Origin of the sequence: Rhizobium laguerreae (assembly GCF_002008165.1) — a bacterium.
In the GTDB taxonomy this organism is placed as follows: Bacteria; Pseudomonadota; Alphaproteobacteria; order Rhizobiales; family Rhizobiaceae; genus Rhizobium; species Rhizobium laguerreae.
In genome coordinates this window covers 466465-485743 of record NZ_MRDM01000011.1, presented here as the reverse complement: position 1 = coordinate 485743, position 19279 = coordinate 466465, and the positions used below count along the sequence as shown (strand labels likewise).

Sequence of the window (19279 nt, the reverse complement as noted above, 5' to 3'; positions counted from 1 at the left end):
AAAAGACGCGCGGCGCTGTTAGAAATGTTGAGGGCTGCGGGCCGGTCCATCCGGCCCCGCCCTTCGAAAGGGCCTGTTATTGGCACAGTTGGTGCAGGAAAGGGATCTCGACGATGCGGAGGGCGTGAGCACCCGTCGCGTCCGAGGCCGCCGTTGGTCGCATCCCTTCACGCTGATCCGCCGCATCTTCGGCAATGCCGTCTTTTCGAGCTTGACGCGGCGCATCCTGTTCTTCAATCTCGTCGCGCTGGTGGTGCTCGTCGGCGGCATCCTCTACCTTAACCAGTTCCGCGAGGGATTGATCGACGCTCGCGCCGAAAGCCTGTTGACGCAGGGCGAAATCATCGCCGGCGCCGTTTCGGCCTCCGCGTCGGTCGATACGAACTCGATTACCATCGATCCGCAGAAGCTGCTCGAGCTGCAGGCCGGCCAGAGCATCACCCCGGTGCCGAACGACGAGGACCTTGAATTCCCGATCGATCCCGAAAAGGTCGCGCCGGTCCTGCGCCGGCTGATCTCTCCGACGCGCACGCGCGCCCGCATCTTCGATGCCGATGCCAACCTGCTGCTCGATTCGCGCCATCTCTATTCGCGCGGCCAGGTGCTGCGCTTCGACCTGCCGCCGGTTGAGGAAGAGAAACAGACCTGGAGCGAATGGTTCGCCACCCTGTTCAACAAGGCGTTACAGCCCGGCAATCTGCCGCTCTATAAGGAAGCGCCGGGGGGCGACGGCTCAATCTATCCCGAAGTGATGAATGCGCTCACCGGCGTTCGCGGCGCAGTCGTGCGCACCACTGAAAAAGGGGAGCTCATCGTTTCCGTCGCCGTGCCGATCCAGCGCTTCCGCGCCGTGCTCGGCGTGCTGTTGTTGTCGACACAGGCGGGCGACATCGACAATATCGTCCATGCCGAGCGGCTTGCCATCATGCGCGTCTTCGGCGTCGCGACGCTCGTCAACGTGCTGCTTTCGCTGGTGCTGTCGTCGACCATCGCCAATCCGCTGCGCCGTCTTTCGGCAGCGGCCATCCGCGTCCGCCGCGGCGCCAAGACGCGTGAGGAAATTCCCGACTTCTCTGCCCGCCAGGATGAAATCGGCAACCTTTCCATCGCCTTGCGCGAGATGACGACGGCGCTCTACGACCGCATCGATGCGATCGAAAGTTTCGCGGCCGATGTCAGCCATGAGCTCAAGAACCCGCTGACCTCGCTGCGCAGCGCTGTCGAAACGCTTCCGCTTGCCAAATCCGACGATTCCAAGAAGCGGCTGATGGACGTCATCCAGCACGATGTCCGCCGCCTCGACCGGCTGATCAGCGATATCTCCGACGCCTCCCGTCTCGACGCCGAACTCGCACGCGTGGATGCCGGCTCCGTTGATATGGAGGTGCTGCTGCGCGACCTCATCGAGGTTTCGCGCCAGGTCAGGAGCACCAAGAAGCAGGTGGAGATCGAATATGCGATCGAACGCAAGCCGAACGTCAAGACCCGCTTCGTCATCAACGGCCACGATCTACGCATCGGCCAGATCATCGCCAACCTGATCGAGAATGCCCGCTCTTTCGTGCCGGAAAAGGGCGGCAAGATTACTGTGCGGCTGGTGCGGACACGCTCGCGCTGCGTCACCACGATCGAAGACAACGGCCCGGGCATCCAGGCGGAAAATATCGACCGTATCTTCGAGCGCTTCTATACGGACCGGCCGGAGGCGGAAGGCTTCGGCCAGAATTCGGGCCTCGGCCTTTCGATCAGCCGCCAGATCGCCGAAGCGCATGGCGGTTCGCTGAGAGCCGAAAACATCACCGATGCCGAGAGCGGGCATATACTCGGCGCCCGCTTCATCCTCTCTTTGCCAATCGGCGCCGCAGCATGACCGAGGCAGGTTTCAACGTCCATGCGACGGCGATCGTCGTCGGCAAGACCGGGCTGCTGTTCAGCGGCCCCTCCGGCTGGGGAAAATCGATGCTGGCCTTCACCTGCATGACCGAGGCGCGCCGGCTCGGGCTTTTCACGGCGCTGGTCGCGGACGACCAGGTTCTTCTCTCAAGAGAGGCCGGCGCGGTGATCGCCACGTGCCCGCCGTCGATCACCGGGCTGATCGAACTTCGCGGCACCGGCATCGTTCGTCAGGACCATATTCCCAGGGCGGCCATGCATTATGCCGTGCTTCCGGGCAGCGCGACCGGTGAAAACCGGGTGCCTCCCGAGGGCGAAATGGTGAGCCTTGCTGCCGGTTTTTCGCTTCCCGCATTGCGGTTGCTCACAGGCGTTTCCTCACCCCTTGCGATCCTGATGGCAAAAGTGCCGGATATCGGGCGCTGAGGCCTTCCGGATTGGTCAATCTGCCTTATATATTCGCATTTTTATCTTGCACTTCGGCTTTTCATAGCCAAGATGTGCCCCCACCGGTGGACGTAATTGCTGCATTGCGATATTGGGGCCACCGTTTGTATATGGGAGCAGTAATATCATGATCGGACTTGTGCTTGTCACTCATGGCAAGCTGGCTGAAGAGTTTCGTCATGCTGTCGAGCACGTCGTCGGTCCTCAGAAATTCATCGAGACGGTCTGTATTGGCCCCGAAGACGACATGGACCAGAGACGGCAGGACATTCTGGAAGCCGTTTCCGGTGCTGATGATGGCCACGGCGTCGTCATCCTGACCGACATGTTCGGCGGCACACCGTCCAATCTTGCCATATCAGTCATGAGCAGCGGCCATACCGAGGTCATTGCCGGCGTCAACCTGCCGATGTTGATCAAGCTTGCCGGGGTGCGCGGCGAGAACAACATGGAGAAGGCGCTGGTGGAGGCCTCCGAAGCCGGGCGGAAATATATCAACGTCGCCAGCCGTGTGCTCAGCGGAAAATAACGGGCATTCATGACGTCGCTCTCCCGGGAACTCCTTATCATCAACAAGCGCGGTCTTCACGCGCGCGCTTCCGCCAAATTCGTGCAGATGGTCGAGACCTTCGATGCCGCCATCACCGTTTCCAAGGACGGAATGACGGTCGGCGGTACCTCCATCATGGGCCTGATGATGCTTGCGGCAAGCCCCGGCTCGAGCGTCGTCGTCTCGGCAAGCGGCAGCCAGGCCGAGGAAGCGCTGGAGGCGCTGGACCAGCTGATCCAGAACAGGTTCGGCGAGGAGATGTGAGCTCCGATCGAGTTCATATAAACATATAAAGACTTCTTTATATCCTTATTGCCATCACCGGCGAAGCCTGCTAAACGGCGGACATGCCGTGCGCTTGCACGTGGGTCATCCTTCGCGCCTGCGCCAATTTTGAGACGTTTTTCAGCCTGGAGGCCTCTATGAGCACTGAAAAAGATTATGTCGTCGCCGATATCGGGCTTGCGGATTTCGGCCGCAAGGAAATTACGATCGCCGAAACCGAAATGCCGGGGCTGATGTCCTGCCGCACCGAATTCGGCCAGACAAAGCCGCTGAAGGGCGCGCGCATCACCGGCTCGCTGCACATGACTATTCAGACGGCCGTGCTCATCGAGACGTTGGTCGCGCTCGGCGCCGAAGTCCGCTGGGCCTCGTGCAACATCTTCTCGACGCAGGATCATGCCGCTGCCGCGATCGCCGCTTCCGGCGTACCTGTCTTCGCCATCAAGGGCGAATCGCTCGAAGATTACTGGGTCTACACCGACAAGATCTTCCAGTGGGCCGATGGCGGCCTTTCCAACATGATCCTCGATGACGGCGGCGACGCCACCATGTATATCCTGCTTGGCGCCCGCGCAGAAGCCGGCGAGGACGTGCTCACTCATCCGCATTCCGAAGAAGAGGAAATCCTCTTCGCACAGATCAAGAAGCGCCTTGCCGCTTCGCCTGGCTGGTTCACCAAGCAGCGCGACGCGATCAAGGGCGTCACCGAGGAAACGACGACCGGCGTCAACCGCCTTTACCAGCTCAGCCAGAAGGGCCTGCTGCCCTTCCCGGCAATCAACGTCAACGACTCGGTCACCAAGTCGAAATTCGACAACAAGTATGGCTGCAAGGAATCGCTGGTCGACGGCATCCGCCGCGGCACCGATGTCATGATGGCCGGCAAGGTTGCCGTCGTCTGCGGATACGGCGACGTCGGCAAGGGTTCTGCCGCTTCGCTCTCCGGCGCCGGCGCCCGCGTCAAGGTGACCGAAGCCGATCCGATCTGCGCATTGCAGGCTGCGATGGACGGTTACGAAGTCGTTCTGCTCGAGGACGTCGTTTCCTCGGCCGATATCTTCATCACCACCACCGGCAACAAGGACGTCATCCGCATCGACCATATGCGGGCGATGAAGGATATGGCGATCGTCGGCAATATCGGTCACTTCGACAACGAAATCGAAGTCGCTGCATTGCGCAATCTCAAGTGGACCAACGTCAAGCCGCAGGTCGACCTGATCGAATTCCCCAAGGGCAATCGCATCATCCTTCTTTCCGAAGGCCGTCTGCTCAACCTCGGCAACGCCACCGGCCATCCGTCCTTCGTGATGTCGGCTTCGTTCACCAACCAGACGCTGGCGCAGATCGAGCTCTTCACCAAGCCCGACCAGTATTCCAACCAGGTCTATATCCTGCCGAAGCATCTCGACGAGAAGGTCGCACGCCTGCATCTCGACAAGCTCGGCGTGAAGCTGACCGAGCTTTCTGAGGAACAGGCTGCCTATATCGGCGTCTCGCCGAAGGGCCCGTTCAAGTCCGACCACTACAGATATTGATTTGATCGTTAGTATCCACAAGATGTAGAAGCCGCGGCATTGACAAATGCCGCGGCTTATTTTTTGGACGCTCCCTTCCCGCAGATTCCCTTCCGAAGTATTGTTTTAAGACTTGATTCGTGGCGCAGGACCCTGTCCGACCGCTGCGAAAATGGGATGTCTTGTCGTAATGCGGCACATTGAAGGACGGAGACATACCGCGGATGTCGGAAATGAAAAGCAGCCTGCCCGGTCAGGCGGATGATGGCGTTCGCGCCGATCGCCGCCCGCTCATGGCAGGCCAAGGATATCAATCTGCAACGGCGCACGAGGCCGTAAAGCAAGAGCACGGACCATTGGCGCGCTTCCTGAAAAGCTGCGCGGCCGGGACGGCGCTCGCCACCCTGGCGCGGCCGGCTCTGGCACAGGCGGAGCAGCAGGCGGCGGCCTCGGCTCACCTCTTCACATCCTCGCAGGTGATCGGTGTTTCCGTCGTCATCGGCGTCATATCGGCAGCCCTGCTGTCGACGCTGTGGCTGGTGCGCCAGCGCGGCAACCTGGAAAACGAGAGCCGGGAAATCCGCTCGGCGCTCTCCGATGCCCAGCAGCGCATTTCGCAATACCAGGCTCTGATCGCCGACAAGAACCGGCGGATCGTCATCTGGGACGGCAATGCGCGGCCCGAACTGCTCGGCCAGCTTCCGCCCGAGACCGGCGCGCCGCAAGACGGCGAATTCCTGGCCTTCGGCCTGTGGCTGAAGTCACGTTCGGCTTCCGAGCTGGAAAAGGCGATCGACCGGCTGCGCGACGAGGCGCAGAGCTTCGACATGGTGGTCGAAACCATCCGCGACGAGATCCTCGAGGCGCAGGGCCGGGTTTCCGGCGGGCGTGCCTTCGTCCGTTTCGTGGCGCTCAACAATCTGCGCGCCGAGCTCGCAGAGCTCAGGATTGAGCGCGACCGGCTGATGACCTCGATCTCGGCCTTCCAGACCATGCTCGACGCGATCGACATGCCGGCCTGGCAGCGCGACCCGGTGGGCCGCCTCACCTGGGTCAACCAGGCTTATGGCGAGGCGGTCGAAGCGCGATCACCGCAGCAGGCGATCAATGAAGGCCACGAGATGCTGACGACCGTCGCGCGCGAACGCATTCGCGCCACGACGACGCCGGAATCGCCCTTCCACGACAAGATCTCGACCGTCGTTCGCGGCAATCGGACATTCTTCGACGTCGTCGACGTCAGGGTTCCCGGCGGTTCGGCCGGCATCGCGATCGATGTATCCGACATAGAGGCAGTGCGCGCCGAGCTGGAACGGACGCTGAAGAGCCATGCCGAAACGCTCGACCATCTCGCCACGCCGGTTGCCATCTTCGACGGCGAGCGCCGGCTGCAATTCTACAATCAGGCCTTCGTCGCGCTCTGGGAACTGGATATCGCCTTCCTCGAAGGCCGGCCGGACAATAGCGAGTTGCTCGAGCGGCTGCGCGCAGCCAAGAAGTTGCCGGACCAGCTCAACTGGAAAAGCTGGAAGGACGCCGCGCTTTCCGTTTATCGCGCGCTCGACACGCAAACGGATCTCTGGCACCTGCCGAACGGGCAGACGTTGCGGGTCTTTGCGACCGCCCATCCGCAGGGCGGCGCCACCTGGGTGTTCGAAAACCTGACCGAGCAGGTCGATCTCGAAACGCGCTACAACACGCTGGTCAAGGTGCAGGGCGAAACGATCGACCATCTTTCCGAAGGTGTGGCGGTGTTCGGTCCTGATGGACGCATCCGCCTTTCCAACCCGGCCTTTCGCGCGCTTTGGGGGATCACCGAAACCGAAGCCAAGCCCGGCACCCATATCCGTGCGCTGGGCGAGGCCTGCGCCCCGTCCTATGACCGGCCGGACGGCTGGAAGACCTTCGCGGAACTGATCACCAGCTTCGACGACGAACGCCGCTCGGGCCAGGGAACGCTGGAACTCTTCTCCGGCCTCGTGCTCGACTATGCCGTCATCCCGCTGCCGAACGCCCAGACCATGCTGACCTTCGTCAACATGACGGACAGCGTGCGCGCCGAGCGCGCGCTGACCGAGAAGAACGAAGCGTTGCGCAAGGCCGACGAGCTGAAGAACGACTTCGTCCAGCACGTTTCCTATGAACTACGTTCGCCACTGACCAACATTATCGGCTTCACCGATCTCCTGCGCACACCGGGCGTCGGGCCGCTTACCGAACGGCAGGCCGAATATATCGACCACATCTCGACCTCGTCCTCGGTTCTCCTGACGCTCGTCAACGATATTCTCGACCTTGCGACCGTCGATGCCGGCATCATGCGCCTCAATTATGCGGATATCGATCTCAACGGCCTGCTCGACGACGTCTCGATGCAGATCGCCGATCGGCTCCACGAAAGCGGCGTCGCACTTGAAATCACCGCTCCTGCCTATCTCGGCTCGATCGTTGCCGATCCGCAGCGGCTGAAACAGATCCTTCTGAAGCTTCTGTCCAATGCGGCGAATTTCTCGCCCGAAGGCACGTCGATCTCGCTGGAATGCCATCGCGAAGGCACGGATTTCGTCTTCGCCGTCAGTGATCGCGGCCCCGGCATCTCACCCGACATGATCGCGACCGTCTTCGATCGTTTTGCCACGGGAGCGAAAAGCGGCAAACGCGGCGGCGCCGGCCTCGGTCTCTCGATCGTCGACAGCTTCGTCAGTCTGCATCATGGCGATGTGACGATCGACAGCGAGCCGGGCAAGGGGACGACCGTCGTCTGCCGTATCCCCTCGGTCGATGTACCGCATTCAGCTGCCGCCGAATGACGACCAGCGATGCGATCTCGCTTTTCCTGAAAGACGAGGCGGCCACCATCCGCCTCGGTGAGGACCTGGCGCTGGCCCTGAAGGCCGGCGATTGCCTTGCCCTTTCCGGCGATCTCGGCGCGGGGAAATCCTCGCTCGCCCGGGCGATCCTGCGCGCCATGGCCGATGACGAGGGGCTCGAGGTTCCGAGCCCGACCTTCACGCTGGTGCAATCCTATGATCTGCGCATCGCCGTTTCGCATTTCGATCTCTACCGGCTCGGCGATCCTGCCGAACTGACGGAGCTTGGCTTCGAGGAGGCCCTGCAGAACGGCATCTGTCTCGTCGAATGGCCGGAGATGGCGAAGAGCGAACTGCCCGCGGAGCGAATCACCCTGACGCTGGCGCATGAAGGCAGCGGCCGGCGGGCGACGATCAAAGCTGCTGGCGCGCAAAATACACGCATCCACCGCGTCCTGGCGATCCGCGATTTCCTTGACGATGCAGGTTATCCCGAAGCGAGACGCCGATTCCTGACCGGTGATGCCTCGCTGCGCGCCTATGAGGCGATCTATCCGAAGGCCGGGAACCGACGCATCATCCTGATGGACTGGCCGCCGCTTGCTGAAGGCCCGCCGGTTCTCGACGGCAAACCCTATCCGAAAGTCGCGCATCTCGCCGAAAACGCTTATCCCTTCGTGGCGATCGCCGATGCGCTGCGCAAGGACGGTTTTGCGGCGCCCGAAGTCTACAAGGTGGATTATGACAAGGGTATCCTGCTGATCGAAGATCTTGGCAGCGAAGGCGTGCTGGATGCCCACGGACAGCCGGTTGTCGAACGCTATCGCGAAAGCGTTGCCTGCCTGGCCAGACTGCACGCCCTGAAATTTCCGCAGGACATCCCCGTTGGAAAGGGGCATGTCCATCATATTCCTGATTTCGACCGCACGGCGATGAAGATGGAGGTGCGGCTGGTGCTCGACTGGCACCTGCCCTGGAAGCGCCAGGGCGCACCTGCAACGGAAGCCGAACGGGCGGAATATCTGGCGATCTGGGACGCGCTCATCGACGAGCTCGCAACGGCCGAGAAGAACCTGCTGCTGCGCGACTTCCACTCGCCGAACATCATCTGGCGCGAACATGAAAGCGGTATTCGCAAGATCGGCCTCATCGATTTCCAGGACGCGATGATCGGACCAACGGCCTATGATCTTACCTCGATCGTCCAGGATGCGCGCGTAACGATCGAGCCGGACCTCTTCCGGCAGCTGATGGATGATTATCTGACGCTTCGCCGCGCAGAGCGCGGTTTCGACGAAGCCGGATTTATGAAGGCCTGGGCGATCATGTCGGCGCAGCGCAACTGCAAGCTTGCCGGCCTCTGGGTGCGACTGTTGCAGCGCGATGGCAAGCCGGGCTATCTGAAACATATGCCGCGCACGCTTTCCTATCTGCACGTCGCGCTCGAGCATGAAACGCTTGCCCCCTTGCGCGATTGGTGCGCAAGGGCTGGAATAGGCCAGAGCGAATCATAAGTTCCGGATCAGAATGACCATCAGACAAGCCATGGTACTGGCCGCGGGTCTCGGAACCCGCATGCGCCCGATCACCGATACCATCCCGAAGCCGCTGGTGAAAATCGACGGCAAGCCGATGATCGACTACGCGCTGGATTCGCTGGTCGCAGCCGGCATCGAACGCGCCGTCGTCAACGTTCACCACCACGCCGACCAGATGCTCGAACATCTCGGGAATTATCACGGCCTCGACATCGTCATATCAGACGAGCGGGACGCACTGATGAATTCCGGCGGCGGCCTGGCGAAGGGGTTGAGGCTGCTTAGCCGCGACAATATCTTCGTCATGAACGCCGATCTCTTCTGGATCGGCGAACAGCCGGGGCGGCCGACGAACCTGGAACGCTTAGCCGGATTCTTCGATGTCGAGCGCATGGACATGGCGCTGCTTTGCGTCGAGATCGAGGATACGACGGGTCACAATGGCAAGAACGACTTCAGTCTTGCGGCCGATGGCCGGCTGACGCGTTATCGCGACGATCCGTCCAATCCCGTCGTCTATGCCGGCGCGATTGCCATGAACCCGTCGCTGTTCGACGATGCGCCGAAGGATGCCTTCAACCTCAATATCTATTTCGACAAGGCGATCGCGCGTGGACGGCTTTTCGGCATGGTGCTCGAAGGCCATTGGCTGACGGTCGGCACGCCCGAGGCGATCGGCGAGGCGGAGGAAACGATCCGGCGATTGCGGACGTTTGCGTAAGCCATGGCAGAGCGGCACCAGCCACGCATCCTGACGATCCCGGCGGGCCTCTCCTTCCTGAAAACGCTGGCGACGACACTTTGCGACGGCCGATTGACGCCGATTTTCCGGCACGACACCAATGATCCGCTATCGCTTGCCAAGGTAACGATCTACCTGCCGACCCGGCGCGCCGTGCGTGTGCTGCGGTCCGAATTCGTCGACCTGCTCGGCGGCCGCTCGGCGATCCTCCCCGTCATCCGCCCGCTCGGTGAAACCGATGACGATAGCGGCTATTTCGACGAGGCGCTGCCGGCAACGATCGATCTCGCTCAGCCGCTGTCGAATACCGCCCGTCTGCTGGAGCTTGCGCGTCTGATCCTCGCCTGGCGAAACAAGCTGCCGGAGATCGTCCGCCACATTCACTCGGACTCGCCGCTGGTCGCGCCGGCAAGCCCGGCCGATGCGATCTGGCTCGCCCGCAACCTTGCGGAGCTGATCGATTCCATCGAGACCGAGGATCTCGACTGGTCGGAGCTGTCGAAACTCGATACTGGCGATTATGCCGCCTGGTGGCAGTTGACGGCGGAGTTCCTGCAGATCGCCAGCGCCTTCTGGCCCGAGCGGCTGTCCGAGCTCGGCAAATCCTCGCCGGCGCGGCACAGAAACGCCATTCTCCGGGCCGAAGCAAGCCGGCTTTCGGCAACGAAACCCGCCGGGCCGATCATCATCGCCGGTTCGACGGGTTCCGTTCCCGCCACCGCCGATCTCATTGCCGCCGTCGCCCATCTGCCGGAAGGCGTAATCGTGCTTCCGGGTCTGGATCTCTCCATGCCCGAAAGGCACTGGCAGATGGTCGCGCCGGAACCGGCGCCAGGCCAACATGCCAATCCGGCAAGCCGGAGCCATCCGCAATATGGTCTGTCGTCTCTGCTCAAGCGGCTGAAGCTGACGCGGGCCGACGTCACGCTGCTCGACAGACCGGAGGCCGATCTTGAGCGACGTGCCGAAATCCTGTCGCGGGCACTTGCTCCAGCGGAGGCGACCAGCGACTGGGGAGCGTGGAAAAACGACCTGCCGGCAGGCGCGCTGTCTTCGGCCTTCTCTGACATTTCGCTGATTGAAGCCGCCAATGAGCGTGAGGAAGCAACCGCAATTGCCATCGCGCTCCGGCTTGCGTTGGAGAGGCCGGGACAGGACAGCGAGAGCCGGGCAGCACTCATCACTCCGGACCGCAATCTCGCGCGGCGGGTGATGGCCGAGCTTTCCCGCTTCGGCATCCTCGCAGACGATTCGGCGGGCACACCGCTTTTGGCCATGCCGCAGGGTACCTTGCTGCAATTGCTGCTGGAGGCAGCGCTGCGGCCGGGCGATCCGGTGGCCATCGTCTCGCTGCTCAAACATCCGCTTGCCCGCTTCGGCCTGGAGCGCGGCGCCTTGATTTCCGCTACCGAGGCGCTCGAGCTGCTGGCACTGCGCGGCGGCGTGGCAGAGGTGGATATCAGTACGCTGGAACCGCTGCTCACGCACCAACTTGCCGAACAGGCCCTGGACAGGCACGCGCCGCAATGGCGAAAAGCGCTTTCGCCTGAGGCCGCCGACGCCGCATACGACCTTGCCCGGCGGGTCACACGGGCGACCGAGCCTCTGGCTTCGGCGTTGATGCGGGACCGGCCGGAAGATCGCGGAAGAACAGCGCGCTTCACATTGTCCGAATGGGCGGAACGCACCGGCCGTTCGCTTGAAGCGGTCGCGGTCGATCCGCAAGGCAATCTCGCCGATCTCTGGTCGAACGAAGCGGGAGATGCCCTCGCCGCCCTGCTCGGTGAAGTGATCGACACGGACGGCCAGATGGAGGCCGACGGACCGCAATGGATCGACATCATGGCAGCACTCGCCGCCGGTCATGCGGTGAAGCCACGGGCGCTCAGCCATCCGAGGCTTTTCATCTTCGGCACGCTGGAAGCCCGCCTGCAGAGCGTCGATACGTTGATCCTCGGCGGCCTGAACGAAGGCACCTGGCCGGGACAGACCGCCAACAATCCCTTCATTCCGCGCATGATGAAGACGGAAATCGGCCTCGAGCCGCCGGAGCGGCGCATCGGCCAGCTGGCACATGACTTCGAGATGGCAAACGGCACACGTCATCTGATCTATTCGCGCGCGCTGCGCCAGGGCTCGACGCCGACCGTTGCCTCACGTTGGCTGCAGCGGCTGCTGGCGCTCGGCGGAGAGGCGTTCGAAGCAGAATTGAAGGGACGCGGCAATCGTTTCCTGCAGTGGACCGCTCTCATCGATCGGGGCGACAGTCAGGCGCCGGCGCAACGACCCTCGCCGAAACCGCCGCTGGCGCTGCAGCCGAAATCCTATTCCTTCAGCGAAGTCGGCCGGCTGCGCCGAGATCCCTATGCCATCTATGCCCGTCGCATCCTGCGGCTCGACCCCGTCGACCCGTTCAATCGCGACCCGGGTGCGGCCGAACGCGGGACGCTCTACCACAAGATCATCGACCGTTTCATCCGCGAAGCCCATATCGCCGGCACGCCGGATGCGGCAGCGGCGATGGAGCACGTCCTTTCCGAGCTTTTCGACATGGAAAAGTTGCCGCCGCATATCGATGCCGTGTGGCGGCCGCGTTTTCGCGCAGTCGCCCGCGTCTTCCTCGAATGGGAGGCCGGACGGCGACATGGCATCCTGAAAACGTTGACGGAAGTGCGAGGCGGCATGGAACTGGAGCCGATCAATATCCGGCTCACCGGCGTCGCAGACCGGATCGACGTCACCGGACCACACTCGGCCGATATCATCGACTACAAGACCGGCTACAATCCCTCGCCGGCGCAGGCACGCGTGCTTCTCGATCCGCAGCTGGCACTTGAAGCAGCGGCCTTGAGCGCTGGCGCTTTTCGCGATGCCGGCAGCCTCGTGCCGCAGGACCTTCTCTATGTGCGTCTGCGACCGGGAAGCCGCTTTCAAGTCGATACCGTCAACAACGAGAGCTCTGCACGCAGCGACAAGGCCAAATCGGCGATGGATCTCGCCGCTGAATCGATCGACCAGCTGGTCAAATTCGTGGGGTTGCTGCAATCCAGCGAAAGAGGCTTTACCTCGCGGCTGATCCCGGCCCAGCAGTTCGATTTCGGCGGCGATTATGATCATCTCGCCCGCGTCTCCGAATGGTCGACGGCCGAAACCGAAGAGGGCGGCGATGAGTGATGTGACCGCCCTTCCCAACGATGACGATCCGGGCGCCTGGATCGGCTGGACGACAATCCAGCAGGCGATAGCCTCCGATCCGTTGCGGTCGGCATGGGTCTCGGCCAATGCCGGTTCCGGCAAGACGCATGTGCTGACGCAGCGCGTCATCCGGCTGCTGCTATCAGGCGCGCGGCCCTCCGCCATTTTATGCCTCACCTACACCAAGGCTGCGGCGTCGGAAATGTCGAACCGCGTTTTCGAACGGCTGGCGGAATGGGTGGTGCTTGACGATGAAGACCTCGGCCGCCGCATCACGCAGATCGAAGGCGTGGCTCCCGACGGACTGAAGCTTGCCGAGGCTCGTCGGCTGTTTGCCAAGGCGCTGGAGACGCCCGGCGGACTGAAGATCCAGACGATCCATGCCTTTTGCGAGGCACTGCTGCATCAGTTCCCGCTGGAGGCCAACGTTGCCGGCCATTTCTCAGTTCTCGACGATCGCGCGGCGGTGGCGCTGCTTTCCGATGCGCGCCGGGCGCTGCTGACGGCAACGGCGCCTGACGAAGACAGCGCCCTTGCCGAGGCATTCGCCTACGTGCTCAATCTCGGCGACGAATCCGGGCTGGAGAACCTGCTCGGCGACATCGTCGCCAACCGCAATGCCATTCGTCGTTTCACCGCGACGGCCGAACAGCAGGGCGGTGTGGAAATGGTTCTGCGCAAAAGGCTCGGCCTTGCCGTCGGCGACACGGAAGACAGGATCGCGGCGCAATATTGGCCTTTGCCGGAGCTTTCGGGCAGCACGCTGGAGCTCTATCTCTCGCTTGCCGACCAGAAGGGCGGCGCGAAGGCGCAGGAAGTTGCTTACGGCCTCAGGCTCGCCGGGCGGGAGCGCGATGACGCAAGGCGTGCGCAATTTCTCGAGAAGATCTTTCTGACCGTGAAGGGCGAGCCCAAGGCCGACTCGCAATTTTTCGTCAAGGCCATGCTTGCCGAGGCACCGCGTCTGGCGGAGGCCATCGCCATTGCCCGCGCGCATGTCGCAGCAAGCCGCGACCGGCTGAAGCTGATGCGGATGTACGGCGCCACGCATGCAGCGCTGGTGCTCGCCGATCGGCTGAATCACGACTATGAGGAGTTGAAGAAGCAGCGCAGCCAGCTCGATTTCGAGGACCTGATCACCCGCACCGCCGACCTCCTGACAAAAAGTGGCGTCGGCCCCTGGATCCACTACAAGCTCGACCGCGGCATCGATCATATCCTCGTCGACGAGGCGCAGGATACCAGCCCGATCCAGTGGAGTGTCATCCAGTCGCTCGCCGAAGATTTCTTCTCCGGCGAAAGCGCCCGGCCGATCGTGCGCACGCTGTTTGCCGTCGGCGACGAAAAGCAGTCGATCTATTCCTTCCAGGGGGCGCGGCCCGAGCGTTTTTCCGAAGAGAGCGACCGGACGCGGCGGCGCGTTTCCGATAGCGGGCAGAGTTTTTCCTCCGTGCGGCTGCCACTGTCGTTCCGCTCGACCTCAGACGTACTCGAGGCGGTTGACCACATTTTCAAGACAGCCGAGAATGCGCGCGGCCTCAGCGCGCTCGGCGAACCGGTCGTGCATCGTTCAAGCCGCATCGGACATCCCGGCGCCGTCGATCTCTGGGAAATGGTTGCGCCGGAAGCGGTGGTGAAGGAGGAGGACTGGACGGCGCCCTTCGATGCGACGCCGGAAAGCGCGCCGGCCGCGATCCTCGCGCGGCGGATCGCCCATTCGATCGGCACGCTCGTTGGCCGGGAAACGATCGTCGACAAAGGCAAGGAGCGCCTGATCGAGGCGGGCGACATCCTGGTGCTGGTGCGCAAGCGCGACGCCTTCGTCAATGCGTTGACACGCGCGTTGAAGCGCCGCGGCGATATTCCCGTCGCCGGTGCGGACAGGCTGGTGCTGACCAGCCATATCGCCGTGCAGGATCTGCTGGCGCTCGGCCGTTTCCTGCTTCTGCCGGAAGACGATCTTTCGCTCGCCGCCGTGCTGAAGAGCCCGCTTTTCGATCTCTCGGAGGACGACATCTTTGCGATCGCCGCGTTGCGCGGCGACAATCAAAGCGTCTGGAGCCATCTCAAAAGCTTCGCCGCCGACGGCACCGAACGTTTCCGCGCTGCCGTCGAGAGGCTGGAGCTGTTTCTCCGGCAGTCCAGGAGCCTGTCGGTCCATGATTTCTATGCGCGCGTGCTGGGCAACTATGGCGGGCGGCGGCAATTCCTTGCCCGTCTCGGCACCGAAGTCAGCGATATTCTCGACGAATTCCTGACCTTCACGCTCGACCATGAGAGCTCCGGCCTTCCCGGGCTGCAATCCTTCATCTCGACGCTGGAGCTCGAAGCCCCGGTAATGAAGCGCGAGCAGGACAAGGGGCGCAACGAGGTGCGGATCATGACGGTGCATGCCTCCAAGGGTCTTGAAGCACCGATCGTTTTTCTTGTCGACGGCGGTTCGAAGGCCTTCACCCATACCCATCTGCCGAAGCTTCGCCTGATCGAGACCAGCCCCGACGCACCACCGATGCCCGTCTGGGTTCCTGTCTCCGATCTGGCCAATTCGCTGACCCAGGACGATGCCGCACGTATCCAGATGCTGGCGGAAGAGGAATACCGCCGGTTGCTCTATGTCGCTATGACGCGCGCCGCCGACCGGCTGGTCGTCTGCGGCTATCGTGGCGTGCGTGTGAATAACGACACCTGGCATATGATGATCTCGACGGCCCTGCGCGACGACCATCCGCATGTGGAGGCGACCACATTCTCCGGTCCCGATGGGGAATGGCCGGGCGTCAAATGGCGCGTGCCGCGGGTGGAACGACGCTTCGAGCGCACCGATAGCACTGAAGAGCGCGGCAGCGAGGAGACCTTGCCCGACGGTCTGTTGCGGCCATTGCCGCCGCAGGCTGAGCTGCCCCGGCCACTCAGTCCTTCCGGCGCCGGGACGATCATCGATGAAGATGAGGGCGGTCTGCTGGTTGTCTCGCCGCTGTTCGGCGAAAAGGAGCGCAGCGATCGTTCGCTGCAAAAGGGCAGGCTGATCCATCGCATGCTGCAGGCGCTTCCCGAAATTCCACTTGGCGAACGGCCTGACGCGGCGAGCCGTTATGCCGACAGGGCGGCCCGATTCTGGCCGGAAGCCGAACGGCGCAAGCTTGTCGATTCGGTTCTGAAACTATTGGACGAGGAAGGCCTGCAGGCTGTTCTCGGTGCGCAGGCCCAGCCCGAAGTCTCGATCATGGGAACATTGACGCTCGAAGACCGGCGCTATGCCGTCTCCGGCCGCATCGACCGGCTTGCCGTTCTTGCCGATCGCGTCGTCATTCTCGACTACAAGACCAATCGGGTACCGCCGGCAACAGAAGAAGCTATCCCCTTCGCGCACCGGGCACAGCTGGCGATCTATCGCGAGATCCTGGCGCCGCTCTATCCTGATAAGCGTATCGATTGCATGCTTGTCTATACCGAGAACGCTTCGCTCTACACGCTGAGCGAAAAGGCGCTCGGTTTGGCGCTTGCAGCGGTCAAGACAAAGTGAAATACCGGACATTGAAAGTTCGGCACCGCACCATCACATGTGGTTCAACACCCAATTCCGTTAAAGGAGCAGCCCATGGCTACCGTGAAAGTCGATATCAATAACTTCCAGTCGGAAGTTCTGGAATCCGCAGAACCCGTCGTCGTCGATTTCTGGGCCGAATGGTGCGGCCCGTGCAAGATGATTGCTCCGAGCCTCGAAGAAATCGCCGTCGAGATGGAAGGCAAGGTCAAGGTCGCCAAGCTGAATATCGATGAGAACCCGGAACTCGCTGCACAGTTCGGTGTGCGCTCCATTCCGACCCTTGCAATCTTCAAGGGCGGCGAAGTTGCCGATATCTCGGTCGGCGCAAAGCCGAAGACGGCTCTTTCGAACTGGATTTCGAGCGCTGCCTGATTAATATCGACGAATTTATATCACATTGACGAAAAAGCCCGGCTCGACCGGGCTTTTTTCATTTCGCAGCCTTCATTTTGGCGGCGTGCCGTTGTCGGCAAGCACGTCGCCGACAAGATAGAGAGAGCCGCCGACCAGGATGCGCGGCGGCAATGCCTCCGGGTCGGCGACGGCTTTTATCGCTTCCAGCGCATCGCCGACCGTCGACATCGGTTCGGCAACCAAGCCGGCATCATAAGCGGCATTCGACAATATCACCGGGTCGACCATCGCTTCGCTGCCGCGGATCGGCACGCAGAAAACCTTCTCGACCAAGCCGGCAAAGGCCTTGAAATAACCGACCGGATCCTTGGTGTTGATCATGCCGATAATCAGAAAAAGCGGCCGAGACTGGCGCTCCTCGAAAGTGGCCATGGCTTCGGCGATCACTTCGCCGGCACCGGGATTATGCCCGCCATCGATCCAGATCTCGGCGCCGGCGGGTGCATGCGGCAGCAGCCGGCCCTCGCTCAGGCGCTGTAGCCGGCCCGGCCATTCGACCGAACTCATCGCCTTTTCCATCATCGTCTCGGTGACGGTGAAACCCGCCGCCTTGACGGCACGAATGGCAGCGGCAGCATTGGCATATTGATGGCGGCCGGGAAGGCGCGGTAGCGGCAGGTCGGCAAGCCCGAACTCGTCCTGGTATACGAGCCGGCCATATTCCTCATGCGCCATGAAATCCTGCCCGAAGACGGCGCTCGGGCAATGCAGCCGTTCGGCCGTCGACATCAGCACGTCGAGCGCTGCGTCATATTCCTGATGGCCGATGACGACGGGAAATCCCGGCTTCATGATGCCGGCCTTTTCGGCCGCGATCAGCTCGACCCTGTCGCCGAGATAGGGTTGGTGATCCAGCGAGATCGGCATGATCACCGAGACGGCCGGATTGGAAATGACATTGGTGGCGTCGAACCGGCCGCCGAGACCGACTTCGATGATCGCGGCATCGGCCGGATGTTCGGAAAACAGGATGAAGGTGACCGCCGTCAGAATTTCGAAGACGGTGATGTGCTGTCCTGCATTGGCATCGGCCACGCGACGCACGGCCCCGGCAAAGACGGCGTCGTCGACAAGCTGTCCGCGTCCGCCCTTGACGCCGATGCGATAACGCTCGTGCCAATTGACGAGATGCGGCGAGGTGTGGACATGGGCGCTGTAGCCGCCGGCTTCGAGCAAAGCGCGGCAGAAGGCGGTGACCGACCCTTTGCCGTTGGTGCCGGCGACATGGATCACCGGCGGCAATTTCCTATGCGGATTGCCGAGCACATCAAGAAGACGGGTGATGCGATCGAGAGACAGATCAAAACCCTTGGGATGCAATCCCATGAGCTTGTCGATCTCCTGTGCTGCCTCACTCACTGCGGTTTGGCCTCTGGGTATCAATTCGGCACCCCGCCTGTTTGTCGGTTATCAGGCGCTCGCCGCCAGAGCAATGGCGCCGCCATTCATGTCGTTCGCCGCAGAAACCGGCTTCTTCGTCAGGATCTTCAAGAGGCGCGCCAGCGTTTCCGGAATATCGTGACGCTTGACGACCATATCGACCATACCATGCTCCAGCAGGTATTCGGCGGTCTGGAAGCCTTCGGGCAGTTTTTCACGCAGGGTCTGCTCGATCACGCGCTTGCCGGCAAAGCCGATTTCGGCGCCGGGTTCAGCCAGATGAATATCGCCAAGCATGGCATAGGAGGCCGTGACGCCACCCGTCGTCGGGTTGGTCAGCACGACGATATAGGGCTGGCCGGATTCCTTCAGCATGTCGACGGCAACCGTCGTGCGCGGCAACTGCATCAGCGACAGGATGCCTTCCTGCATGCGCGCACCGCCGGAAGCGGGGAACATCACCAGCGGGCACTTTTCAGACGTCGCACGCTCGAAAGCCTTGACGATTGCCTCGCCGGCGGCCATGCCGAGCGAACCGCCGATAAAGTTGAATTCGTGCACAACGGCCACGAGTTTCAGTCCCTGCACCTTTCCGACACCGGCGAGGATCGTATCCTCTTGTTCGGTTTTCAGGCGGCTGTCGCGCAGGCGATCGCTATATTTCTTCGAATCGCGGAACTTCAGCGGGTCCTGCGCGACCTTCGGCTGCGGCAGCGATTCGAACTCGCCATTGTCGAAAAGATCGGTCAGGCGCGCCTTGGCCGGCATCTTCATGTGATAACCAGACGCCGGAATGACCCATTTGTTGCCTTCCAGGTCCTTGTGGAAGACCATCTCGCCCGTTTCCGGGCACTTGATCCAGAGATTCTCCGGCACTTCGCGACGGCCCAGCATGGAATTGATCCGCGGGCGAACGTAGTTGGTGATCCAGTTCAACTCGAATACTCCTGATAGACTTTTT

The 19279-nt window shown here is 62.0% G+C and carries 13 protein-coding genes; 11 read left to right on the top strand and 2 right to left on the bottom strand.

Annotated elements, in window-relative coordinates; genetic code table 11:
* Window positions 1-79: 79 nt before the first annotated feature.
* The 11 genes from BS630_RS14810 to trxA all read left to right on the top strand — a co-directional run bounded on the left by BS630_RS14810 (window position 80) and on the right by trxA (window position 16896).
* Window positions 80-1870: a sensor histidine kinase gene (locus BS630_RS14810; RefSeq protein ID WP_077978048.1), complete on the top strand. Its 1791-nt coding sequence runs from the start codon at window positions 80-82 to the stop codon at window positions 1868-1870.
* On the top strand, window positions 1867-2319 hold the full coding sequence (locus BS630_RS14805) for an HPr kinase/phosphorylase (RefSeq protein ID WP_077978047.1): 453 nt from the start codon (window positions 1867-1869) through the stop codon (window positions 2317-2319). The genes BS630_RS14810 and BS630_RS14805 overlap by 4 nt, the downstream gene beginning before the upstream one ends.
* A gap of 148 nt (window positions 2320-2467) precedes the next feature.
* The gene (locus tag BS630_RS14800) at window positions 2468-2869 is read left to right on the top strand and encodes a PTS sugar transporter subunit IIA (protein ID WP_003544139.1); all 402 of its coding nucleotides are present in this window, start codon (window positions 2468-2470) and stop codon (window positions 2867-2869) included.
* A 9-nt stretch (window positions 2870-2878) separates the two neighbouring features.
* Window positions 2879-3154, top strand: coding sequence for an HPr family phosphocarrier protein (locus BS630_RS14795; RefSeq protein ID WP_003544133.1), 276 nt, complete (start codon window positions 2879-2881; stop codon window positions 3152-3154).
* A gap of 158 nt (window positions 3155-3312) precedes the next feature.
* A complete protein-coding gene (gene ahcY, locus BS630_RS14790) occupies window positions 3313-4713 on the top strand; it encodes an adenosylhomocysteinase (RefSeq protein ID WP_077978046.1) in 1401 nt (466 codons plus the stop codon).
* Window positions 4714-4916: 203 nt separating this feature from the next.
* The gene (locus BS630_RS14785) at window positions 4917-7502 is read left to right on the top strand and encodes a sensor histidine kinase (RefSeq protein ID WP_077978045.1); all 2586 of its coding nucleotides are present in this window, start codon (window positions 4917-4919) and stop codon (window positions 7500-7502) included.
* A complete protein-coding gene (tsaE, locus tag BS630_RS14780) occupies window positions 7499-9016 on the top strand; it encodes a tRNA (adenosine(37)-N6)-threonylcarbamoyltransferase complex ATPase subunit type 1 TsaE (RefSeq protein WP_077978044.1) in 1518 nt (505 codons plus the stop codon). Before BS630_RS14785 ends, tsaE begins: the two co-directional genes overlap by 4 nt.
* Window positions 9017-9029: 13 nt before the next feature.
* Window positions 9030-9761, top strand: a complete 732-nt coding sequence (locus tag BS630_RS14775; RefSeq protein ID WP_077978043.1) for a nucleotidyltransferase family protein — start codon at window positions 9030-9032, stop codon at window positions 9759-9761.
* A gap of 3 nt (window positions 9762-9764) precedes the next feature.
* Entirely contained in the window at window positions 9765-12956 is a 3192-nt protein-coding gene (addB, locus tag BS630_RS14770; protein ID WP_077978042.1) for a double-strand break repair protein AddB, read from the top strand.
* Complete coding sequence (addA, locus tag BS630_RS14765; RefSeq protein WP_077978041.1) at window positions 12949-16500, top strand: double-strand break repair helicase AddA; 3552 nt, start codon at window positions 12949-12951, stop codon at window positions 16498-16500. The genes addB and addA overlap by 8 nt, the downstream gene beginning before the upstream one ends.
* Before the next feature lie 75 nt (window positions 16501-16575).
* Window positions 16576-16896, top strand: coding sequence for a thioredoxin (gene trxA, locus BS630_RS14760; RefSeq protein WP_003544118.1), 321 nt, complete (start codon window positions 16576-16578; stop codon window positions 16894-16896).
* A 72-nt stretch (window positions 16897-16968) separates the two neighbouring features.
* On the opposite strand, the gene BS630_RS14755 is transcribed toward trxA, so the two are convergent.
* The gene (locus BS630_RS14755; protein WP_170268982.1) at window positions 16969-18321 is read right to left on the bottom strand and encodes a bifunctional folylpolyglutamate synthase/dihydrofolate synthase; all 1353 of its coding nucleotides are present in this window, start codon (window positions 18319-18321) and stop codon (window positions 16969-16971) included.
* Between the two features lie 27 nt (window positions 18322-18348).
* Window positions 18349-19254, bottom strand: a complete 906-nt coding sequence (gene accD, locus BS630_RS14750) for an acetyl-CoA carboxylase, carboxyltransferase subunit beta (protein ID WP_065281695.1) — start codon at window positions 19252-19254, stop codon at window positions 18349-18351.
* Window positions 19255-19279: the final 25 nt, after the last annotated feature.